Below are 17859 nucleotides of genomic sequence, written 5' to 3'. Positions count from 1 at the left end.
GTGGCGCCGGGCGCCACACCTGCGGCCCGCGGCGCCGCGGCGCCTTTGCCCAGCCTCTTCTTATATGCCCATAAACACAATAAGTTATAAGTCGTTTACGCAATGGCGCCGAGCTTGCTGAACATCCTCAACAAGAAAGTTGAGGAAACCCATGCCGCCCAAGGTCGGCGTCATCGCCAATCCGATTTCCGGCCGCGACATACGTCGCGTCATCGCCAAGGCCAATAATCTCCAGGTCGCAGACCGCGCCAATATTCTGTTGCGCGCGCTCGCCGGCCTCGCGGCCTGCGGCGTGGACGACGTCGTGATGATGCCCGAGCGCGGCGGCGTCGCGGCTCATGTGCTGCGCCAACTCGCCCAATCTTCCAACCGCGGCGAACTGTGTTTTCCGCGCGTCAGTCTGCTGGACATGCCGGTGACCGGCGCGGCGGTGGATTCGCGCCGCGCGGCGCGGATGATGTCGAGCCAGGGCGTGGCCGCGATCATGGTGCTCGGCGGCGACGGCACCCATCGCGTCGTCGCGGCCGAATGCGGCGGCGTTCCCATCGCCGGCATTTCCACCGGCACCAACAACGCCTTTCCCGAAATGCGCGAGCCAACGACAACCGGTCTCGCGACGGGCCTCGTCGCGACCGGCGCCGTTCCCACGCACATGGGCGTCAAGAGCAATAAATGGCTCGAAACGCGCATCGACGACGGCGCGCCCGAAATCGCCCTGGTCGATGTCGCCATCGTGTCGCAGCAGAACCTCGGCGCCCGCGCCCTGTGGCGGGCCGAAACCTTTCGCGAGCTTTATGTCGCCTTTGCCGACCCGCAGTTGATCGGCATGTCCGCGATCGCCGCCCTGCTCGAACCCGTTGGCCGCGACGAACCCGGCGGATTGACCGTCCAGCTGGCGCCAGCGGGAGCCGCGCGCCTCGTCGTGCGGGCGCCGATCGCGCCGGGTCTTGTCGAGCCCGTCGGGGTCGAGGAATGGCGGCGCCTTCCGGCGGGACGAAAGGTCTTCCCCCGACTCGCGGCCGGATCGATCGCGCTCGACGGCGAGCGCGAATTGTCCTTCGACCGGCGGCAGCGCGTTTCGATCGAACTCGTCGAGCGCGCCTTCAGCACGATCGATGTCGCCAGCGCGATGCGCTTCGCAGCGGCGAAGGGCCTGCTTCGCGACCGAAATCTCGCGTGCGCCTGAAGATTTTCAAACCAAGGAGGAACAACGGAATGTCCACCAACCCATTTCCCCTGTCGAGGGAAGAGCTGATGCGGGCCTACCGCACCATGCGCACGATTCGCGATTTCGAGGAGCGGCTGCATATCGAATTCGCCAAAGGCGACATTCCCGGCTTCGTCCATCTTTACGCCGGCGAGGAAGCCTGCGCGACGGGCATCATGACGCATCTCACGGACATCGACCGCATTGCGTCGACCCATCGCGGCCACGGCCATTGCATCGCCAAGGGCGTCGACGTCCATGAGATGATGGCGGAGATTTACGGCAAGGCGACCGGCTCCTGCCGCGGCAAGGGTGGCTCGATGCATATCGCCGATCTGTCCAAGGGCATGATGGGCGCGAATGGCATTCTCGGCGCCGGCGCGCCCTTGATCTGCGGCGCCGCGCTCGCCTCTAAATTCCGCGGCGACAAGGGCGTCGGCGTCACATTCTTCGGCGACGGCGCCGCCAACCAGGGCACGGTGCTGGAGAGCATGAATCTCGCCGCCGCCTGGAACCTTCCGGTCGTCTTCGTGGTCGAGAACAACGGCTATGCGGAGGCGACCTCGGTCGATTACGCGACCGCCGTGGACTCCTATGTCGATCGCGCTTCGGGCTTCGGCATGCCTGGCGTCACCGTGGACGGGATGGATTTCTTCGCCGTCTATGAAGCCGCGGGCGAAATCATCAAGCGCGCGCGTGAAGGCGGCGGCCCCGCGCTGCTCGAATGCAATGTCGCGCGTTTCTATGGCCATTTCGAAGGCGACGCCCAGACCTACAAGGCCAAGGGCGAAAATGAATACAACCGGGAAAATCGCGATTGCCTGAAGATCTTCCGCGCTCGCCTCTGCGACGCGGAACTCACGACAGAGCGAGACTTCGCATTGATCGACCTCGAAGTCGCATCGCTGATCGACGCGGCCGTCGCATCGGCCAAGGACGCGCCGCTGCCGCAGGCGCGTGAACTGCTCACCGACGTTTACGTCGCCTACTGACGCCCCGGACCGACGGAGAAGGACATGACCCGCAAGATCAGCTTCAAGACCTCGATCAATGAGGCGCTCGACCTCGAAATGACCCGCGACCCGAGCGTCATCCTGCTCGGCGAGGATATTGTCGGAGGCTCCGGCGCGCCCGGCGAGGCCGACGCCTGGGGCGGCGTGCTCGGCGTGACCAAGGGCCTTTACGCCAAGCACGGCAATCGCCTGCTCGACACGCCGTTGTCGGAATCCGCTTACGTTGGCGCGGCGATCGGCGCCGCCGCCTGTGGCATGCGCCCCGTGGCCGAACTGATGTTCATCGACTTCATGGGCGTCTGTTTCGACCAGATTTTCAATCAGGCCGCGAAATTCAGATATATGTTCGGCGGCAAGGCGCGCACACCGGTGGTCATCCGCGCCATGGTCGGCGCCGGTTTCCGCGCGGCGGCGCAGCACTCGCAAATGCTGACGCCGATTTTCACCCATATCCCGGGCCTGAAGGTCGTCTGCCCATCCAACGCCTATGACGCCAAGGGCCTTCTGATCCAGGCCATCCGCGACGACGATCCGGTGATCTTCTGCGAGCACAAGAATCTTTATGGAGCGGAATGCGAGGTTCCGGCGGAATCCTATGCGATCCCGTTCGGCGAGGCGAACATCGTCCGCGAGGGCAAGGATGTCACCATCGTCGGCTATGGCCTCACCGTTCATCGCGCGCTGGATGCGGCGGAGCGCCTGGCCCGCAAGGACCATATCGAGGCCGAGGTCATCGACCTGCGCACCCTGTCGCCGATCGACTGGGACACGGTGATCGAAAGCGTCGAGAACACCGGCCGGCTTGTGGTGGTGGACGAGGCCAATCCGCGCTGCTCACTCGCCAGCGACATCACGGCCTATGTCGCGCAGCATGCCTTTGGCGCGCTCAAGGCGGCGCCGCAAATGGTGACGGCGCCCCACACGCCCGCGCCGTTCTCGCCTTCGCTCGAAGATCTCTACATCCCGACCGCGGACGACGTTGTCGCCGCCGTCGGCAAGACCATCGCCCGCGCGAAAGCGGCGTGAAGGAGAAACATATGACCGAGACCATCTCACCCATCGTCATGCCGAAATGGGGCCTGTCGATGTCCGAAGGAAAGCTGACCGGCTGGCTCAAGCCGGTCGGCGCCAAAATCAGTGTCGGCGATGAAATTCTGGAAGTCGAAACCGACAAGATCGTCAATGTCGTCGAATCCGGCGCGGCGGGCGCGCTGCGGCGCATCATCGGCGAAGCCGGCGTCGTCTATCCGGTCAAGGCGCTGATCGGCGTCATCGCGCCCGAGGACGTGCCCGATTCGGAAATCGACGCCTTCGTCGCCGGCTACGCCGCGCCGGCGAGCGACGAGGAAGGCGTCGAGGAGGCGGGACCGCGCTATGAATTCGTGGACACGCCTTTTGGTCGCCTGCGTTACGCCAAACGCGGCGAAGGCGCCAACGCCGTCGTGCTGGTCCACGGATTCGGCGGCGATCTCGACAATTGGCTGTTCAATATCGAAGCCCTTGCCGGCGCCGGCGCGGTCTATGCGCTCGACCTGCCCGGCCACGGACAGTCGGACAAGAAAATCGGCGACTCCAGCCTGGCTTGGCTGGCGTCCTCCGTTTTCGCCTTCATGGACGCCGTCGGCGTGCCGGCCGCCCATCTTGTGGGCCATTCCATGGGCGGCGCCGTCTCGATCCGCGCCGCGCTCGATCACCCGGCGCGCGTGAAATCCTTGACGCTGATCGGTTCGGCGGGCCTCGGGCCGGATATCAACAGCGCCTATCTCGACGGCTTCGTGGCTGCTGGATCGCGGCGCGAGTTGAAGCCATTGCTGGAGCAATTGTTCAACGATCCGGCGCTGGTCAACCGCCAGCTTGTCGATGACGTCCTGAAATACAAAAGGATCGACGGCGTCGAAACCGCCTTGCGCGGTCTCGCGACGGCGCTTTTCCCGGATGGTCGTCAGACGTCGGTGCTCGCCGACGAATTGAAGGCGTCGGGAACGCCGGCGCTGGCGATATCGGGCGAAACGGACCGCGTCATTCCCGTAGCCCACGCATCAGCGCTGGCAGGCGTCGCCAAGATCGAGGTGCTGCCCGGCGCCGGACATATGGTCCAGATGGAAAAAGCGGCCCGCGTCAACGAACTGCTGCTTGCGCATATCAGGGCGTGAACGCCCGGACGCCCTTCGACGAAGCCTGAGCCGCCGCGATGAGCGACGGCTCACTGAGCATCCTCCCAGCCAAGATGGAGATACCCGGTTCAGGCCGTCATGAAACCTGCGGCGTCGAACGCCATCTTTTGAACGAGGCTTCCGGAACGCCGTTCGACTGTCAGGCCATCTCTTTGTCACCATCCGCAAACATTTTCGGCTGATCAACGGATTTCGCGTCGGCCTGCCAACCCTAATGCCGCCAAGGGCGAACCTGCGACGTCGAATTTGTCGTCGAATTTATCTTGGCGCCGCAACACAGACCGGGCGATCCGCGCCAGCTTGTTGGCCAGCGCCACCTTGGCCCATTCTGATGGGCGCGAACGAGCAAACCCCTGGCTCAACAGCCAAGAGGCTTATCGCGCTCGGCGACATGGGGCAGCCCCGCGCGCAAGACGGTGGCGATTCTCCGCTTTCGCGACGGTCGAGAAAGGCGCCGACAGAGGAAGTCCGAATGATCATGATCGGCGGGACGCCTCCGTACGCGCAACCGCCTTCTGGGGCGCCATTGCAGCCAATCGCCATGTTTCAGTTGACCGGAATGCGATGCGACAGCGCGGAGCGGGTTTGCGCGGCTGGTTCAAGGCTCCGGCTGCGATCAATGAATCTGACAGCGAATCGACAGTCGGTCGAAGCAAAGTTAGGATTGAGCTCATTCAGCAGTTCACTCGGGCCGCGTTCGTCATCGTGACGCGCTGGCAAGACGGTCAGAAGGCATGAGACAAACAGCGGAAAATTAATGTTGATGAACGTGAAACGATATAATGGAGCGGCGATCGCGCTTCACTGGACCATTGCAGGCTTGATTGTCGTCGCATTCGTCCTGGGCCTGACCATCGACGATTTCCCGAAGGACATGAAGAGCGCCGCGATCAATGCGCATGCGCTGATTGGTCTCGCCGTCCTGGCGCTGTCGGTCGTGCGTCTCTATTTGCGCTTCGTAAATCCGCCGCCGCCGCTCCCCGAATCTATTGGTCCGCTCAGCCGGCTGGCGTCGGGCGCCACCCATGCCGGGCTATACGTCTTGATGATCGCGGTTCCGCTGATCGGCGTTCCGACCCTGCTCTATCGCGGCCGCGGATTTAACTTCGGCCTGTTCGCCATTCCGTCTCCATTCGGAAGAACGCCCGAGATTTACCGCCCGCTGACCGAAGCGCATGAAGTCGCGGCATACGCCATCATCGGGTTGGCCGCGGCTCATGCCCTCGCGGCGCTCTATCATCAATATGTCCGGAAGGATGACGTCCTGCTGCGGATGCTCCCGGGCTCATGGCGCCGCGAAGGTTGAAAGCCGGCCGGACGGGCCCGTTCGAGTTCTCCAAGCGGGACGCCAGTTCGCTGGCGTCCGCTTGGTTCGTCGGTCCGGCGTTCGATTCATGCGACCGCGGCCGGCGCAATCACTTCAAATTGCTGACATAGGCTGCGACCGCGGCGATCTGCTGCTGCGTCAGATTGTGCGCGATGGGCTTCATGAGCGACGACACATCTGTGGGGCTTGGCTTCAGGCCGCGCTCCTTGTCGAAATTGGTCAGCTTGCGAATGATATAGTCGTTCAACTGACCCGCCAGTCTGGGGATCTCGCCGTTGCCCTTGGCGTCGTCGCCGTGGCAGGTGGCGCAGGGCGGGATATCTTTGCTCGGCACGCCATTGTGGAAGATTTCCTTGCCTTCGGGGACGAGCGCCGCGGGCGCGCCGCCGAGCGGCGGCGGGTTGAGGTCGTGGAAGCTCTTCGATAGGAAATCAACCATTTCCGGGCTCAGGACATGGGCGACATTGTTCATGACTGGATTGGCGCGGCGCTTCTGGATGAAAGCCTGCAACTGATTCTTGATATAATCCGGTTGCTGACCGGCGAGACGCGGCATCGGAAAGGCGCCGCGGAAGCCCTGACCCTGCACGCCGTGACAGGTCTTGCAGTAGGAGAGTTTGGCTTCCATTTTTTTATGCATCGCCGCGCTGACGACCGGCGCCGGCGCGGCGGTCGGCTGCGGAGCGCTCTTTTCTTGAGATGGAGCGGCGGCGCTGTTCGGCTGCGGCGCCGCCGCTTTCGTCTGATCTTGCGCATGCGCCGCGAATCCGGCGCCGAAAATGGCGACGGCCGCCGCCAGAGCGAAATATTTGCCGCCAATGCCCTGCATGATTCCCCACCTTCTTTTATCGTCATTCCCAACGCTGCGGCGCTTTGGACCTTTCATCTCCGGCGCGACGCCACCAACGCCATCGTCCCCGGAACAACATTGATCCAGAACAATTCATAACCCGACGGGGCTTTTATTTGCGCATCCGCCCGAATCTTTTGGGAGCTGCGCGCGGCCGCGACACCGGGGTCGCGCCGGCTGTCCGGCGAACTCATAGTATAGAACGAACATTTCCGGAAATCAGAATATACGAAGATAGTCTGATCTTGGACCACCATAAGGCATTAAAGACGCACCCGATTCGGCCCTACGGCCGCCTTCCCATCAGGCCGATCACGGCTCGTCGATGAGCTCATCATTTCTTCCGATCGCGCCCTTATCAATATTTTCAGCGGTTTCCCGCGACTTTTCCAGAGAAATCTACAGGTCGCCATGACCCATATGCGATAAATAAGTCACTACATTGGTAAATTGGGCGGACCACTGCTTGATATTGATCCAAACCAATTGTCGTGACGAAACAAAGGGGCGATTATCCCAATGCAATTCACGCTGGCCACGATAAGCACGAGCTTGATCGGCATGGAAGCAAACTCCGTCTATTGTTTACGTATAAACAAATAATATAACGGACGGACACAAGTTGAAGTGAGGGGGCGACAGCCATGACGGGTATTCATTGGCGAAACGCATTGAATTCGATTGCGCTCGCTTCGGCGATCGTGGCGTTGAGCTTTTCCGGCTCCGCCGTCGCGAGGCCGCATGCGAGATCGCATGCGGCGCCGCACGGCGCGGTCCAGGCCAAAATCGAATATTGCCAGATTTGTCATGGCGAGTCGGGCGCAGGCTTTTATGGCTATTACGCCATCCCCCGGCTCGCGGGGCAGCAGCCCGGATATATCGAGAATCAATTGCGCGACTATGCGAGCGGCCTCCGCCACAATCCGATCATGAGCGGCGTGGCCCGCGGCGTGACGCCGGGAATGTATGGCGCGATCGCGGCGCATTTCCACTCCTTGAACGCGGCTCCGCTTGGCGGACGTTCCGGCGGCAATGTCGCTCTTGGGCGCGAGATTTTTGCGAACGGCCTGCCTGAATCGAACGTGCCGGCCTGCTCGGCCTGTCACGGGCCGGACGCGCACGGAGCCAGACAGATTCCTCGCCTCGCGGGCCAGTTGCCCGTCTATCTCGTGAAAACCCTGTCGAACTGGGGGCGAGAGCGCGGCCGGCAATCGGCTGGCGGGCTTTCCGCGATCATGGTTCCGACCACCCACAATCTGACCGCAGCGCAGATTTCCGCTGTCGCCGCCTATGTCGGCGGCTTGCGGTAACGCCATTCGCCTTCATTGGCGCCGGGCCCGTCCCAAGAATAATACACGAGAACAATAGCCATGAAAAATCTCGGTTTGACGATCGCATCCCTGGCGATCTCCCTCTGGGCGGCCGGCCCACTTCATGCCCAGCCGGACGCGCCCTATCCCTTCGCGCTGCTGCCACTTCCGCCCGCGAGCGGCCCGCCGGTCAAGGATTGCGCCTTCTGCCATGGCGTTTCCGCGCAGGGCCTCGCCGTGGCCCCGCGTCTGGCGGGCCAAAGGGCAGGCTATATCATCAAAGAAATCAATGCCTTTCATGACCACCTGCGCGACAATCCCTATTCCAAATTGTACATGTGGAACGCGGCCGCCAATCTCAAGCCCGACACGGCGCGGGCTCTGGCGGATTATTTCTCTCACGAGGCGCCGCGCCCTGCCGACGACGGCAATCGCGCGCTGGTCGATCAGGGCCGCGCCCTTTACCAGCAAGGCGACGCCGAAGCCAATATCGTCACCTGCGTCGCCTGCCATGGCCCGAACGCCGAAGGCGTTGGCGCCATTCCCCGTCTCGGCGGGCTTTCCTACTCCTATCTGAAGCGGCGGATGGAGCAATGGAACGAGGGCTACCATCCGGCGGCCAAGCCGATGCCGCAAGTGACGCGGAACCTGTCGGCCGGGCAGATCGACGCGCTTGCGTCCTATCTGAGCTTCCTCGACGGGCAGGCGGCTAGCAGATAAGGCGCTCGCCGCGCGCGTTTTTCTTTTGGGCAATGGTCAAGAACAATCCGCCGCTCCTTGAAATCAGGCCGAAGGCGGGAAGTGAGGAGTGCCAATCGAATGGCCGGGATGATCGAATTGAATAAAGCCCTTCGGGCCGGCGCCGCTCTTGGTCTCGGTTTCGCCGCCTCTATCGGCGCGGCCGACAACGCTTCGGCGCTGCCGAGCTTCGCGCGCCAGACCGGCCAGACCTGTTCGACCTGTCACACCGCCTTCCCGCAACTCACGCCTTACGGCCGCCGCTTCAAGCTCGGCGGCTATACCGCGGGTGGAGGCATCGACACCGAATTGCCGCCGATCTCATTCATGCTTCAGTCGCAGTTCACCCATCTCAACAGAAGCCTAAACGCGCCGGACGGCTCGACCTCCGCCTATGCGCCCCCGCAGCCCCCGGGGCTCGGCGGCTACAACGACGCCAACAACTGGACCGACTTCTCGTCGCAGGTCAGCATTTTCTATGGCGGCAAGATCTGGGGCAATCTCGGCTTGTTCACGCAATGGACATATGGCCAGGATTACGGACAGCAAGTCGCCTGGGACAACACCGACGGCCGCTATGCCGATACGCTGCACATCGGCCCCTTCGACGTGCTCTGGGGCCTCGACTTCAACAACAACCCGACGGTCCAGGACCCCTGGAACACCACCCCAGCCTGGGGCTTTCCTTTCATTTCGTCTTCCTTCGCCCCAGGTCCCGCGGCCGCGACCATGCTAGAAGGCGCGGACTGGGGCCCCGGCCAGGTGGTGGGCGCCGGCGGCTATGCCTTCATCAACGATATGCTCTATCTCGAACTCACGGGATATGGAGCGACGTCCAAGTCGTTCCAATGGGCGGTGACCGGGGGACCGCCCGGCAATCTTCTCAGCGGCATCGCGCCTTATTACCGGGCCGCGATTGAAAAAAACTGGGGCGAGCATTCGCTCGAAGTCGGCGCCTATGGCATGAATGCGAATGTGATTGCGGGCGGGAATCAGGCCTTGCCGGACGGCACGTTCGGGTGGCCCACGGACGTGATCACCGACAATGGATTTGACCTGCAATATCAGTGGATCACCGATGTCCACGCGGTGACACTGCGCGCGAATTACATTTTGGAGCGGCAAAATCTGTACTCAAGCGTTGTGCAGGGCATTACGGCCAATAACGTGGACTATCTGCGCAGCCTGAAACTCTCAGGCGAATATGTTTACAAGAACACTTATTCCGCCACAGCGACCTATTTCAACATCAACGGCACGGCGGACATGACGCTTTATGCGCCGAACGCCAATTTCTCGCCCAATTCGGAAGGCTGGATATTCGACATTGCCTACCTGCCGTTCTCGCGGGGCGGACCGTCCTTCTGGCCCTGGGCCAATGCGCGTATCGGCCTCACTTATACGCTGTACACCCGGTTCGATGGCGGGACCAACAACATCGACCCGACCGCTGTCGACGCGAATGGTGTTAATACTCTGTGCAACGGCGGCAGCACGACCCCCTATTGCCGGAGCGCCAGCGACAACAACACTCTGCTCGCCTATGCCTGGTTCATGTGGTAATTGGCGGCAAAGCGAGCTTTGACGGCGAGGGCGCGTCTCGCGCATGATCTGGATTGTTTTTGCGCTGCTGACCGGCGCGGCCGTGCTGAGCGTTCTCTGGCCGCTCACCGGCCCGCCGCCCGAAACCGGCGAGGATGCGGCCGACGTCGCTTTCTATCGCGCCCAGATCGCTGAAATTGACGCCGAAACGTCGCACGGCGGCGTCAGCCAGAAAGAAGCCGAGGCGGCGAAAGCGCAGGCCGGACGGCGATTGCTCGCCGCCGCGGATGAGCAGACGGCCAAGGGCGACGCTCCATTCGCGCGGAATTTCGCGCTTGTTCTGGTCGCTTTCGGCGTCCCGGCCATCGCGCTCGGCGTTTACTCGATGGTCGGGCGCCCCAATCTACCCGATATGCCGCTCCAGACGCGGTTGAACGCCCCGCCGGCGCAGCCGGAAGTCAAAAAATCCGTCGCCGAAATGGAGGCCCATCTCGCCGCCAATCCGAATGACGGCCGGACGCTGGAGCTGATGACGCCGACCTATCTGGAAATGGGGCGTTATGACGACGCCGTCAAAACCAGCAAAAAGGCGATCCAAATTCTGGGCGAATCGCCAGCGCGGATAGTCAAATATGCCGAGGCTTTGTCCTACGCCAACGACGGGGTGGTGTCGCCGGAAGCCATGGACCAACTTGAGCGCGCGCTCAAGCTCGATCCCAAGAATTTGCTGGCGCGCTATTACCTCGGCCTCGCGGCGGCCCAGCATGACGACGCGGACAAGGCGCGCGCGATCTGGACCGCCATGCTGCCTGCATTGCCTGACGGCTCGAAGGCGAAAAAGGACGTCCTGGACAAGCTCGCCCTGCTCGCCGCGCCGCTCGACGGCGCAGCGCAGGGATCGGGGCCGGACGCCGCCGGCATCGCGGCGAAGTCTCCCGACGAGCAGCAAAAAATGATCCGCGCCATGGTCGACAATCTTGCGCAACGTCTGGCGACGAAAGGCGGCAACGCCGACGATTGGGCGCGCCTGATTCGCTCCTACAAGGTGCTGAACGCGCCGGCCCAGGCGCAGGACGCCTATGACCGGGCGCTCAAGGCCTTTGCGGGCGACGGGGCGGCGCGACGCAAACTTGCCGCTCTGGCTCAGGAGCTGGGGCTGAGCGGCAATTGAGCGATTAAGCGGTCTCCGTCCGATGGCGGCATGCAGAGGCGCGCGACCGCGCCAGTCGGTGGGGAAATGGCGATGTCGAAACGGCCGGCGTGCAATTCGGCGATGCGGCTGACAATCTTCAGGCCGAGTCCGGGACGGTCGAGTCCGTTCGCCGCGCGCCGCCACGCTGAACTTGTCACGGCCGCGCCGCCGTCGTCGTATACCGAAAGACATGGGCCTGGACCGGCCGTCACCCGGATCGCGGCTCCTTGTCCGGTGTGGCGGATGGCGTTGTCGATCAGATTGCGCAGCGCGTTCTCGATGAGGGCGCGATGGCCGCGGAACGGCGAGGCCGACTGCTCCTCGAAGGCGATGGTCCGACCCGATTCGTATACCAGCGGCGCCATGGCGGCGACGACCTGCTGCGCCAGCTCATCCGGCTCGATCTTCTCGGGAGCGGCGACGCCGGCGCCTTCGAGCCGGGCCAAGGTCGTGAGTTGCTCGACCAGGTGGTTGAGCGCCTCCAGATCCTCCTCAACCTTGCGGGCGCGCGGGTCGGCGATCTTTTCGAGTTCCAGCCGGGCGATGGCGAGCGGGGTGCGCACCTCGTGGGATATGGCCGAGGTCATGACGCGTTGGGATTGCATCAGCGAAAAGACGCGCTCCAGCGCGCCATTCACCGCCTTGGCGTAATCGGCGATCTCGCGGGGCATGCCCGCGAGCGGCAGGCGCGCAGTCGGCGCAAGCGGGTCGAGCTTGGCGGCGAGGTCCGCGCTTTCCCGCACCGGCCGCAGGGCCTGGGCGATGGAAAGGCTTGTGGCGCCGAGGACGACGATGAGCAAGAGGGTCATTGGCAACGCCATGTGGTCTTTGATCTCGTTGGCGAGCACGCGGTAGATGACGCCGTCGCGGTCGCCGACGAAGGCGACGTCGATCGTGAAGGTGTTTGGGTTGTCCGAGATGCTCCGGCCGCCGGAAATATACAAAGGCTTGCCGGGCCGCTGCTCCATCATCCAGAAATCGAGCCGCCTCGTCTCACGGGTCGGAAAATAGACGTCGCATTCGGCCGCGCAATTCGAATAGAGGATCGCGCCCGAGGGATCGAGCACGCGCATGAAATAGCCGCTGCCCCGAGTTCCATAGCGGGCGCGCATATTTTCGGGAAGCGTGTAGGCTGGAAGTCCGTCGACGAACGTGAGGCCCGGCGTCAGCGACGTGGTTTCCATTTCAATCGCGAGGTGGCCGAGGTTCAGGGTGTCGCGCCAATATTCCAGGATAACGGCCGTGAGCTGCGCGACCATGGTGAGGGCGGCGAAAAGCACGATCCGCCGCACGACGATCGAGATCAAGGAGGGCGCCGCGCGAGTCATTCGTTCAACTCGCGCAGCAGATAGCCCAAGCCCCGGATAGTTTCGAGCGCGGCGCCGGGCTCTACGGCGTTCAGTTTCTTGCGCAACCGCGAGATGGCCAGCTCCACGGCGTTGGTCGAAATGTCGTCGCCGAATTCCGAGAGCGCATGTTCCAGCTTGCGCTTCGGGACCGCCCGCCCGACCTCGCGCATCAAGATCTCCGCAACCGTGCGTTCGCGCGGAGTCAGGCCAAGATCCCTGCCCTCGCAGGTCAAGACGCCGGCGGCAGGATCGAAAACGAGGCGGCCTGCGGTAAGAACCGGAGGCGCTGCTTCGGGCGAGCGGCGCAGAAGCGCTCGGCAGCGCGCGAGAAATTCGCCGTGGTTGAACGGCTTCACCAGATAATCGTCGGCCCCGGCGTCGAGGCCGGAGATGCGCTCGTCAACCGCGGAGCGCGCAGTCAGGACGAGGATCGGCATGCGACGCCCCTGCCGGCGCAAGGCGCGGATGAGTTCGATTCCGTCGCCATCCGGCAGGCCGAGGTCAAGCAACAGCAAGTCGTAAGCCGTCGTCGAGAGCGCTTCCTCGGCTTCGGCGCAGGTGCCGAAGGCGTCTATCCGCCAGCCCGCCGCATGGACGCTCTCGATCAGCAATTCGCGCAGGCGGGGCGTGTCCTCGATAAGCAGCAGTCTCATGCCTGTTCCGGCCTATGATCCGTGAACAGACCAGATTTTCGCGCGTGCCGCAAATTTATGCATGATTCATGCAAAACCTGCATTGGCGTCAATGATTCGCGCGCCTGCGGCAGTTCGATGACCTATATTTGCGATAAGCCGCCGAATAGGCCTCAAAATAATGGGCCCATTCGTCCAACGTTCGCAGCACGGCGTCTTTCGCCGCCTCGGAAATGAAGACGAATTTCTCGTTGCGCCGGCCCGGGTTCTTCGCCGTCAGGACCAGATCGGCCTTGATGAGCGCGAGGAGTTTGCGTTTGCCGGTTGTCGCGCTGCTCCCTGAAAAGCCATAAGCGTCGGTCGCGCGCAATTTTACCTTTTCTTCTTCCGTCAGCGCGTAGATCGCGGCGAGGAGATTCCAATAATGGACGGCGTCGGCAGCGTCGAGAGACGGGCCGATCTTCCGCAATTCGTCCAGCCAAAAGATGTAGGGATCGCTCGTGCCCTTAACGAGTCTGGTTGTAGGCGATGTGATTCTGCATCCGTCCCACGGGGATGTCATGGGCGCCTCTAACTTTTCGGCCTGTTATATCCGCTTGAATCAGCGCTGTTGGCCATTTTGACCTCTATGGACCCGGCTTCCTATCGTTTCGCTGTCAGTTTTTGATATCTTCGAATTGGCGCCCGGCCCTATTTGACGGAAGGCTGACAAGCGGAGCGGTTAGGAGTTGTCCCTCCCTCAGCGTTTCCCTCCAGCGTCCGGAAAGTTCCCGATGCCCGCCACGCCCCATCTCGAAAAGCACTTTATGGGTTCCGAAACGGTGCGCGACGTCGTGATCGGCATGTCCGATGGTCTGACTGTCCCCTTCGCGCTCGCCGCCGGACTGTCGGCGGCGGTGTCGTCAACGCGTGTGATCGTCACCGCCGGACTCGCCGAAATCGTCGCCGGCGCGGCTTTCTACCTCGCGTCGTTGTTCGCGTAACAGTCTGCGCGCCCGCGCGCCAGCCATTGCCCTGACCGGAACGTGACCGAGCGCGATTACATCATCGACCGCCGAAGGCGGCGATGAGCCGATTTCGTCAACAATCGACATCACGGCTCTCCAGCGCGACGGGTGTTCGCTTTCGTGAGCCATGCCCATCCGCACGGCGCGGGCGCGAACTTCGGTGGAGAATTTGTTCGTCGCCCTGCACGTCATGGCTCCACCCACTTTGGAAGTTGAAGCCTTCGGCAAACACGACGCGGTTCACCGGCATTGGTTCGATTCTCCGCGGTTGTCGATCTTGCGACTTCAGCCTAATCTGATGCGCTTGTGTTCCGTTAATCAGGCCATGTCTGGCCCCCCTGAGAGAGGAGCGCGCAAATGTCCAGGACCATCGATCGCCGAAGCCTGTTTCGCGCCGTTCTTGTCGGCGCGGCGGCGACTGCCGCCGGAGCGGTTCTGGGCGCTGGCGTCGCCGAGGCGCTGCCTTTCGGCGGACATGCTCTCGACGGACATGGCGTCGTGACTCCCGAAGCGCCGATCTCGAAAGCGCATGTGGTCGTCGTGGCGCCGCGCCGCCGCCGCCGCTGGGTCTGCCGGTGGCATAGGGGACGCCGCGTCTGCGGCTGGCGTTGGTACTGACCGCCAAAGGCCGGCTCCGTCGGGCCCGGCCTTGCGGCGTCGATCGGGCGCCAAATTTCCTTCCTTCCCCGGCCCAGGCTCTCGCCGGAGGGAATGCGCCACCGCCATTTTGACGCGACCGGAACAAGAGAGCGCCCCATGGGACAGAATGTGACAGTCGAGGACGTCCCGACACCGTGGCACGCCTTGGAGGCGATCGAGGCCATCCAGCGGCTTGGAACAAATGCCGAGACCGGCCTCGACGCGAAGGAGGCCGCAAGCAGGCTGGCGAAATACGGGCTGAACCGCCTGCCCGAAGGCAAGAAGCAGGGGCCGTTCATGCGGTTCCTCGGTCAGTTCAACAATATTCTTGTCTATGTGCTGCTCGCCGCCGGCTTCACGAAGCTGATGCTGAGTCTTTGGGTCGACGCCGGCATCATTTTCGCCGTGGTCGTGCTCAACGCCTTGCTCGGCTTCATTCAGGAGGGCCGCGCCGAAAAAGCGCTCGACTCCATCCGCAACATGCTTTCGGCGGAAGCGCGTGCTTTGCGCGGCGGCGAAATCCGCATGATCCCGGCCGAACAGCTCGTTCCCGGCGACATCGTGCTGCTGGAATCGGGCGACCGCGTCCCGGCCGATCTGCGCCTGATCGACGCCAAGAATCTGCGCACCGAAGAGGCCGCCCTTACCGGCGAGTCCGTGCCCGCGGAGAAGACGGCCGCCGCCGCGGCCGAGAAGGCGACGATCGGCGATCGCGACAGCATGGCCTTTTCCGGGACGATGGTGGTTTCGGGCCGCGCGACCGGCGTGGCGGCAGCCACGGGCAGCACCACCGAACTCGGCCGCATCAACCAGCTTCTGGCCGATGTCAGCGCGCTGGAGACGCCGCTGCTGCGCCAGATCAAGAAATTCGGCTATAAGTTCACCGCCGCGATCGGCGTGCTCAGCATCATCATCTTCTCCTATGGCCATTGGCTCGGCCACATGACTTTCGTCGAGCTGTTCCAGGCGGTGGTCGGCATTGCCGTGTCGCTGATCCCGGAAGGCCTGCCCGCGCTCATCACGATCACGCTCGCCATCGGCGTCCAGCGCATGGCGCAACGAAACGCCATCGTCCGGCGCCTGCCGGCGGTCGAGACGCTCGGCTCGGTGTCGCGCATCTGCTCGGATAAGACCGGCACTTTGACCCTCATGGAAATGATGGTCACGTCGGTCGTCACCGCGGATTCGGCTTATGAAGTGACGGGCGACGGCTATGCGCCGGAAGGCGAAGTGCGCGAAAGCGGCCAGAAAATCGGCGAACCCGCCCTGCCGCTGAAGCTGATGGGGCGAGTCTCCATGCTCTGCAATGACGCCGAATTGTTTCAGGACGGCGGCGCCTGGAAGGTCGAGGGCGATCCGACCGAAGGCGCGCTCTATCCCTTCGCGACCAAGCTCGGCATGGCGCGCGAGGCCGAGAAGGCCTCCCTGCCGCGCATTGACGCCATCCCGTTCGAATCCGAGCACAAATTCATGGCGACGCTGCATCGCGCGGCGGACGGACATCAAATCCTGCTGGTCAAGGGCGCGCCGGAAGTCATTCTCGAACATTGCGACCGCCAGCAGACGGCCGCCGGCCCCGCGCCCCTGGATCGCGATCATTTCGCCCGCGAGGGCGACCGGCTCGCGGCCCAGGGCGAACGCGTGCTCGGCCTCGCCTGGCTGGAAAACCCCGGCCTCGTTACGGGGAGCCTCAAGCCCTCCGACCTGCCGAAGAACCTGGTGCTGGTCGGCCTCGCCGGCCTGCTCGACCCGCCGCGCAAGGAGGCGATCGAAGCGGTCAAGGAATGTCACCGCGGCGGCATCCGCGTCACCATGATCACCGGCGACCACAAGATCACCGCGGCGGCCATCGCCAGGATGCTCGGCATTGGCGACGGCAAGACGGCGGTCGCCGGCGCCGAGATCGAGGCGATGAACGACGCGGCCTTGCAGGACTGCGTCCGCGACGTCGATGTCTTCGCCCGCGCAAGCCCCGAGCACAAATTACGGCTGGTGAAGGCGATCCAGGCCAACCGCCAGATCGTCGCCATGACCGGCGACGGCGTGAACGACGCGCCGGCGCTGAAAAAGGCCGACATCGGCGTCGCGATGGGGATCAAGGGCACCGAAGTCACCAAAGAGGCCGCCGGCATGATCCTCGCCGACGACAATTTCGCCTCGATCGGCGCGGCGGTGAAGGAAGGCCGCACCGTTTACAACAATATCGAAAAGGCGATGCTGTTCCTGCTGCCGACCAATGTCGCGCAGGCCCTGGTCATCGCGGTCGCGATCTTCCTGGGCTTCACTTTGCCGATCACCGCGCCGCAGGTTCTGTGGGTCAATATGGTGACCTCGGTGGCGCTCGGCCTCGTCATCTCCTTCGAGCCGCATGAGGCCGACGTCATGACCCGCCCGCCGCGCTCGGTGGACCGGCCGATCGTGACCGGCTTCGGGCTGTGGCGCATTCTCTTCGTCGGCGTGGCCCTGCTGGCCTATACGCTCGCAGCCTTCTTCCAGATGAAGGCCTATGGCGCATCGGACGGTCTTGCCCGCACCGTCGCGGTCAACGCCATCACCTTCGGCCAGGTTTTTTACTTGCTGAACAGCCGATACCTGATCACCTCCTCGCTGTCCCTGACGGCGCATCAGGGCAACCGCTTCCTGCCGCTTGGCGTCGGGGCGGTCGTCGTGCTGCAATTGCTGTTCACTTATGCGCCGCCGTTCCAGGCGCTGTTCGGCAATGAATCGGTCCCGCTTTGGGTCTGGCCGTGGCTGCTCGTCGGCGGCGCCATCTTCTTCCTCGCGGTCGAGGCGGAAAAGGCGATCATCCGCTCTTCGCCGGTCCTGCGCTCGGCGGTCGTCTCGATCGAGGCGGGCAAAGCCAAGCCGGGGTGACGCGC

The 17859-nt window shown here is 63.3% G+C and carries 15 protein-coding genes and 1 pseudogene; 12 read left to right on the top strand and 4 right to left on the bottom strand.

What is annotated here, in order from left to right; genetic code table 11:
* Nucleotides 1-151 precede the first annotated feature (151 nt).
* The 5 genes from K2U94_RS02445 (at nucleotide 152) to K2U94_RS02425 (ending at nucleotide 5700) form a co-directional block, all read left to right on the top strand.
* Nucleotides 152-1186: an ATP-NAD kinase family protein gene (locus tag K2U94_RS02445; protein ID WP_243065694.1), complete on the top strand. Its 1035-nt coding sequence runs from the start codon at nucleotides 152-154 to the stop codon at nucleotides 1184-1186.
* A gap of 29 nt (nucleotides 1187-1215) precedes the next feature.
* Complete coding sequence (locus K2U94_RS02440) at nucleotides 1216-2199, top strand: thiamine pyrophosphate-dependent dehydrogenase E1 component subunit alpha (RefSeq protein WP_243065693.1); 984 nt, start codon at nucleotides 1216-1218, stop codon at nucleotides 2197-2199.
* Between the two features lie 24 nt (nucleotides 2200-2223).
* The gene (locus tag K2U94_RS02435; protein WP_243065692.1) at nucleotides 2224-3246 is read left to right on the top strand and encodes an alpha-ketoacid dehydrogenase subunit beta; all 1023 of its coding nucleotides are present in this window, start codon (nucleotides 2224-2226) and stop codon (nucleotides 3244-3246) included.
* 11 nt (nucleotides 3247-3257) lie between these two features.
* A complete protein-coding gene (locus K2U94_RS02430) occupies nucleotides 3258-4373 on the top strand; it encodes an acetoin dehydrogenase dihydrolipoyllysine-residue acetyltransferase subunit (RefSeq protein WP_243065691.1) in 1116 nt (371 codons plus the stop codon).
* Nucleotides 4374-5157: 784 nt separating this feature from the next.
* Nucleotides 5158-5700 carry a cytochrome b gene (locus K2U94_RS02425; RefSeq protein ID WP_243065690.1) on the top strand — a complete coding sequence of 181 codons (543 nt, stop codon included), beginning with the start codon at nucleotides 5158-5160 and terminating at the stop codon, nucleotides 5698-5700.
* Nucleotides 5701-5809: 109 nt separating this feature from the next.
* On the opposite strand, the gene K2U94_RS02420 is transcribed toward K2U94_RS02425, so the two are convergent.
* Complete coding sequence (locus tag K2U94_RS02420; RefSeq protein WP_243065689.1) at nucleotides 5810-6550, bottom strand: c-type cytochrome; 741 nt, start codon at nucleotides 6548-6550, stop codon at nucleotides 5810-5812.
* Nucleotides 6551-7215: 665 nt separating this feature from the next.
* Here K2U94_RS02420 and K2U94_RS02415 point away from each other — a divergent pair.
* The 4 genes from K2U94_RS02415 (at nucleotide 7216) to ccmI (ending at nucleotide 11332) form a co-directional block, all read left to right on the top strand.
* Nucleotides 7216-7881: a c-type cytochrome gene (locus K2U94_RS02415; RefSeq protein ID WP_243065688.1), complete on the top strand. Its 666-nt coding sequence runs from the start codon at nucleotides 7216-7218 to the stop codon at nucleotides 7879-7881.
* A gap of 60 nt (nucleotides 7882-7941) precedes the next feature.
* Complete coding sequence (locus K2U94_RS02410) at nucleotides 7942-8601, top strand: c-type cytochrome (RefSeq protein ID WP_243065687.1); 660 nt, start codon at nucleotides 7942-7944, stop codon at nucleotides 8599-8601.
* A gap of 117 nt (nucleotides 8602-8718) precedes the next feature.
* On the top strand, nucleotides 8719-10182 hold the full coding sequence (locus tag K2U94_RS02405; RefSeq protein WP_243065686.1) for a cytochrome C: 1464 nt from the start codon (nucleotides 8719-8721) through the stop codon (nucleotides 10180-10182).
* Between the two features lie 43 nt (nucleotides 10183-10225).
* Complete coding sequence (ccmI, locus tag K2U94_RS02400) at nucleotides 10226-11332, top strand: c-type cytochrome biogenesis protein CcmI (RefSeq protein WP_243065685.1); 1107 nt, start codon at nucleotides 10226-10228, stop codon at nucleotides 11330-11332.
* Here ccmI and K2U94_RS02395 read toward each other — a convergent pair.
* The 3 genes from K2U94_RS02395 to K2U94_RS02385 all read right to left on the bottom strand — a co-directional run bounded on the left by K2U94_RS02395 (nucleotide 11305) and on the right by K2U94_RS02385 (nucleotide 13803).
* The gene (locus tag K2U94_RS02395) at nucleotides 11305-12681 is read right to left on the bottom strand and encodes a sensor histidine kinase (RefSeq protein ID WP_243065684.1); all 1377 of its coding nucleotides are present in this window, start codon (nucleotides 12679-12681) and stop codon (nucleotides 11305-11307) included. The genes ccmI and K2U94_RS02395 overlap by 28 nt on opposite strands.
* Nucleotides 12678-13355 carry a response regulator transcription factor gene (locus tag K2U94_RS02390; RefSeq protein ID WP_243065683.1) on the bottom strand — a complete coding sequence of 226 codons (678 nt, stop codon included), beginning with the start codon at nucleotides 13353-13355 and terminating at the stop codon, nucleotides 12678-12680. Before K2U94_RS02390 ends, K2U94_RS02395 begins: the two co-directional genes overlap by 4 nt.
* 88 nt (nucleotides 13356-13443) lie before the next feature.
* On the bottom strand, nucleotides 13444-13803 hold the full coding sequence (locus K2U94_RS02385; RefSeq protein ID WP_243065682.1) for a hypothetical protein: 360 nt from the start codon (nucleotides 13801-13803) through the stop codon (nucleotides 13444-13446).
* 304 nt (nucleotides 13804-14107) lie between these two features.
* Here K2U94_RS02385 and K2U94_RS02380 point away from each other — a divergent pair.
* The 3 genes and pseudogenes from K2U94_RS02380 to K2U94_RS02365 form a co-directional block, all read left to right on the top strand.
* A pseudogene (locus K2U94_RS02380) lies at nucleotides 14108-14287 on the top strand (VIT1/CCC1 transporter family protein); the annotation flags it as partial.
* Nucleotides 14288-14698: 411 nt separating this feature from the next.
* On the top strand, nucleotides 14699-14959 hold the full coding sequence (locus tag K2U94_RS02370; RefSeq protein ID WP_243065681.1) for a hypothetical protein: 261 nt from the start codon (nucleotides 14699-14701) through the stop codon (nucleotides 14957-14959).
* A 138-nt stretch (nucleotides 14960-15097) separates the two neighbouring features.
* On the top strand, nucleotides 15098-17854 hold the full coding sequence (locus K2U94_RS02365) for a cation-translocating P-type ATPase (RefSeq protein WP_243065680.1): 2757 nt from the start codon (nucleotides 15098-15100) through the stop codon (nucleotides 17852-17854).
* Nucleotides 17855-17859 lie beyond the last annotated feature (5 nt).

The organism is Candidatus Rhodoblastus alkanivorans (assembly GCF_022760755.1).
Taxonomy (GTDB): Bacteria; Pseudomonadota; Alphaproteobacteria; order Rhizobiales; family Beijerinckiaceae; genus Rhodoblastus; species Rhodoblastus alkanivorans.
This window is presented reverse-complemented; position numbering and strand designations above follow the sequence as displayed.

Bases quoted from the DNA above. Each gene is read 5' to 3' on its own strand.
- K2U94_RS02370 (WP_243065681.1), top strand. From the start codon at position 14,699: ATGTCCAGGACCATCGATCGCCGAAGCCTGTTTCGCGCCGTTCTTGTC.
- K2U94_RS02435 (WP_243065692.1), top strand. From the start codon at position 2,224: ATGACCCGCAAGATCAGCTTCAAGACCTCGATCAATGAGGCGCTCGAC.
- K2U94_RS02425 (WP_243065690.1), top strand. From the start codon at position 5,158: ATGAACGTGAAACGATATAATGGAGCGGCGATCGCGCTTCACTGGACC.
- K2U94_RS02440 (WP_243065693.1), top strand. From the start codon at position 1,216: ATGTCCACCAACCCATTTCCCCTGTCGAGGGAAGAGCTGATGCGGGCC.
- K2U94_RS02430 (WP_243065691.1), top strand. From the start codon at position 3,258: ATGACCGAGACCATCTCACCCATCGTCATGCCGAAATGGGGCCTGTCG.
- K2U94_RS02445 (WP_243065694.1), top strand. From the start codon at position 152: ATGCCGCCCAAGGTCGGCGTCATCGCCAATCCGATTTCCGGCCGCGAC.
- K2U94_RS02390 (WP_243065683.1), bottom strand. From the start codon at position 13,355: ATGAGACTGCTGCTTATCGAGGACACGCCCCGCCTGCGCGAATTGCTG.
- K2U94_RS02410 (WP_243065687.1), top strand. From the start codon at position 7,942: ATGAAAAATCTCGGTTTGACGATCGCATCCCTGGCGATCTCCCTCTGG.
- K2U94_RS02420 (WP_243065689.1), bottom strand. From the start codon at position 6,550: ATGCAGGGCATTGGCGGCAAATATTTCGCTCTGGCGGCGGCCGTCGCC.
- K2U94_RS02415 (WP_243065688.1), top strand. From the start codon at position 7,216: ATGACGGGTATTCATTGGCGAAACGCATTGAATTCGATTGCGCTCGCT.
- K2U94_RS02365 (WP_243065680.1), top strand. From the start codon at position 15,098: ATGGGACAGAATGTGACAGTCGAGGACGTCCCGACACCGTGGCACGCC.
- ccmI (WP_243065685.1), top strand. From the start codon at position 10,226: ATGATCTGGATTGTTTTTGCGCTGCTGACCGGCGCGGCCGTGCTGAGC.
- K2U94_RS02395 (WP_243065684.1), bottom strand. From the start codon at position 12,681: ATGACTCGCGCGGCGCCCTCCTTGATCTCGATCGTCGTGCGGCGGATC.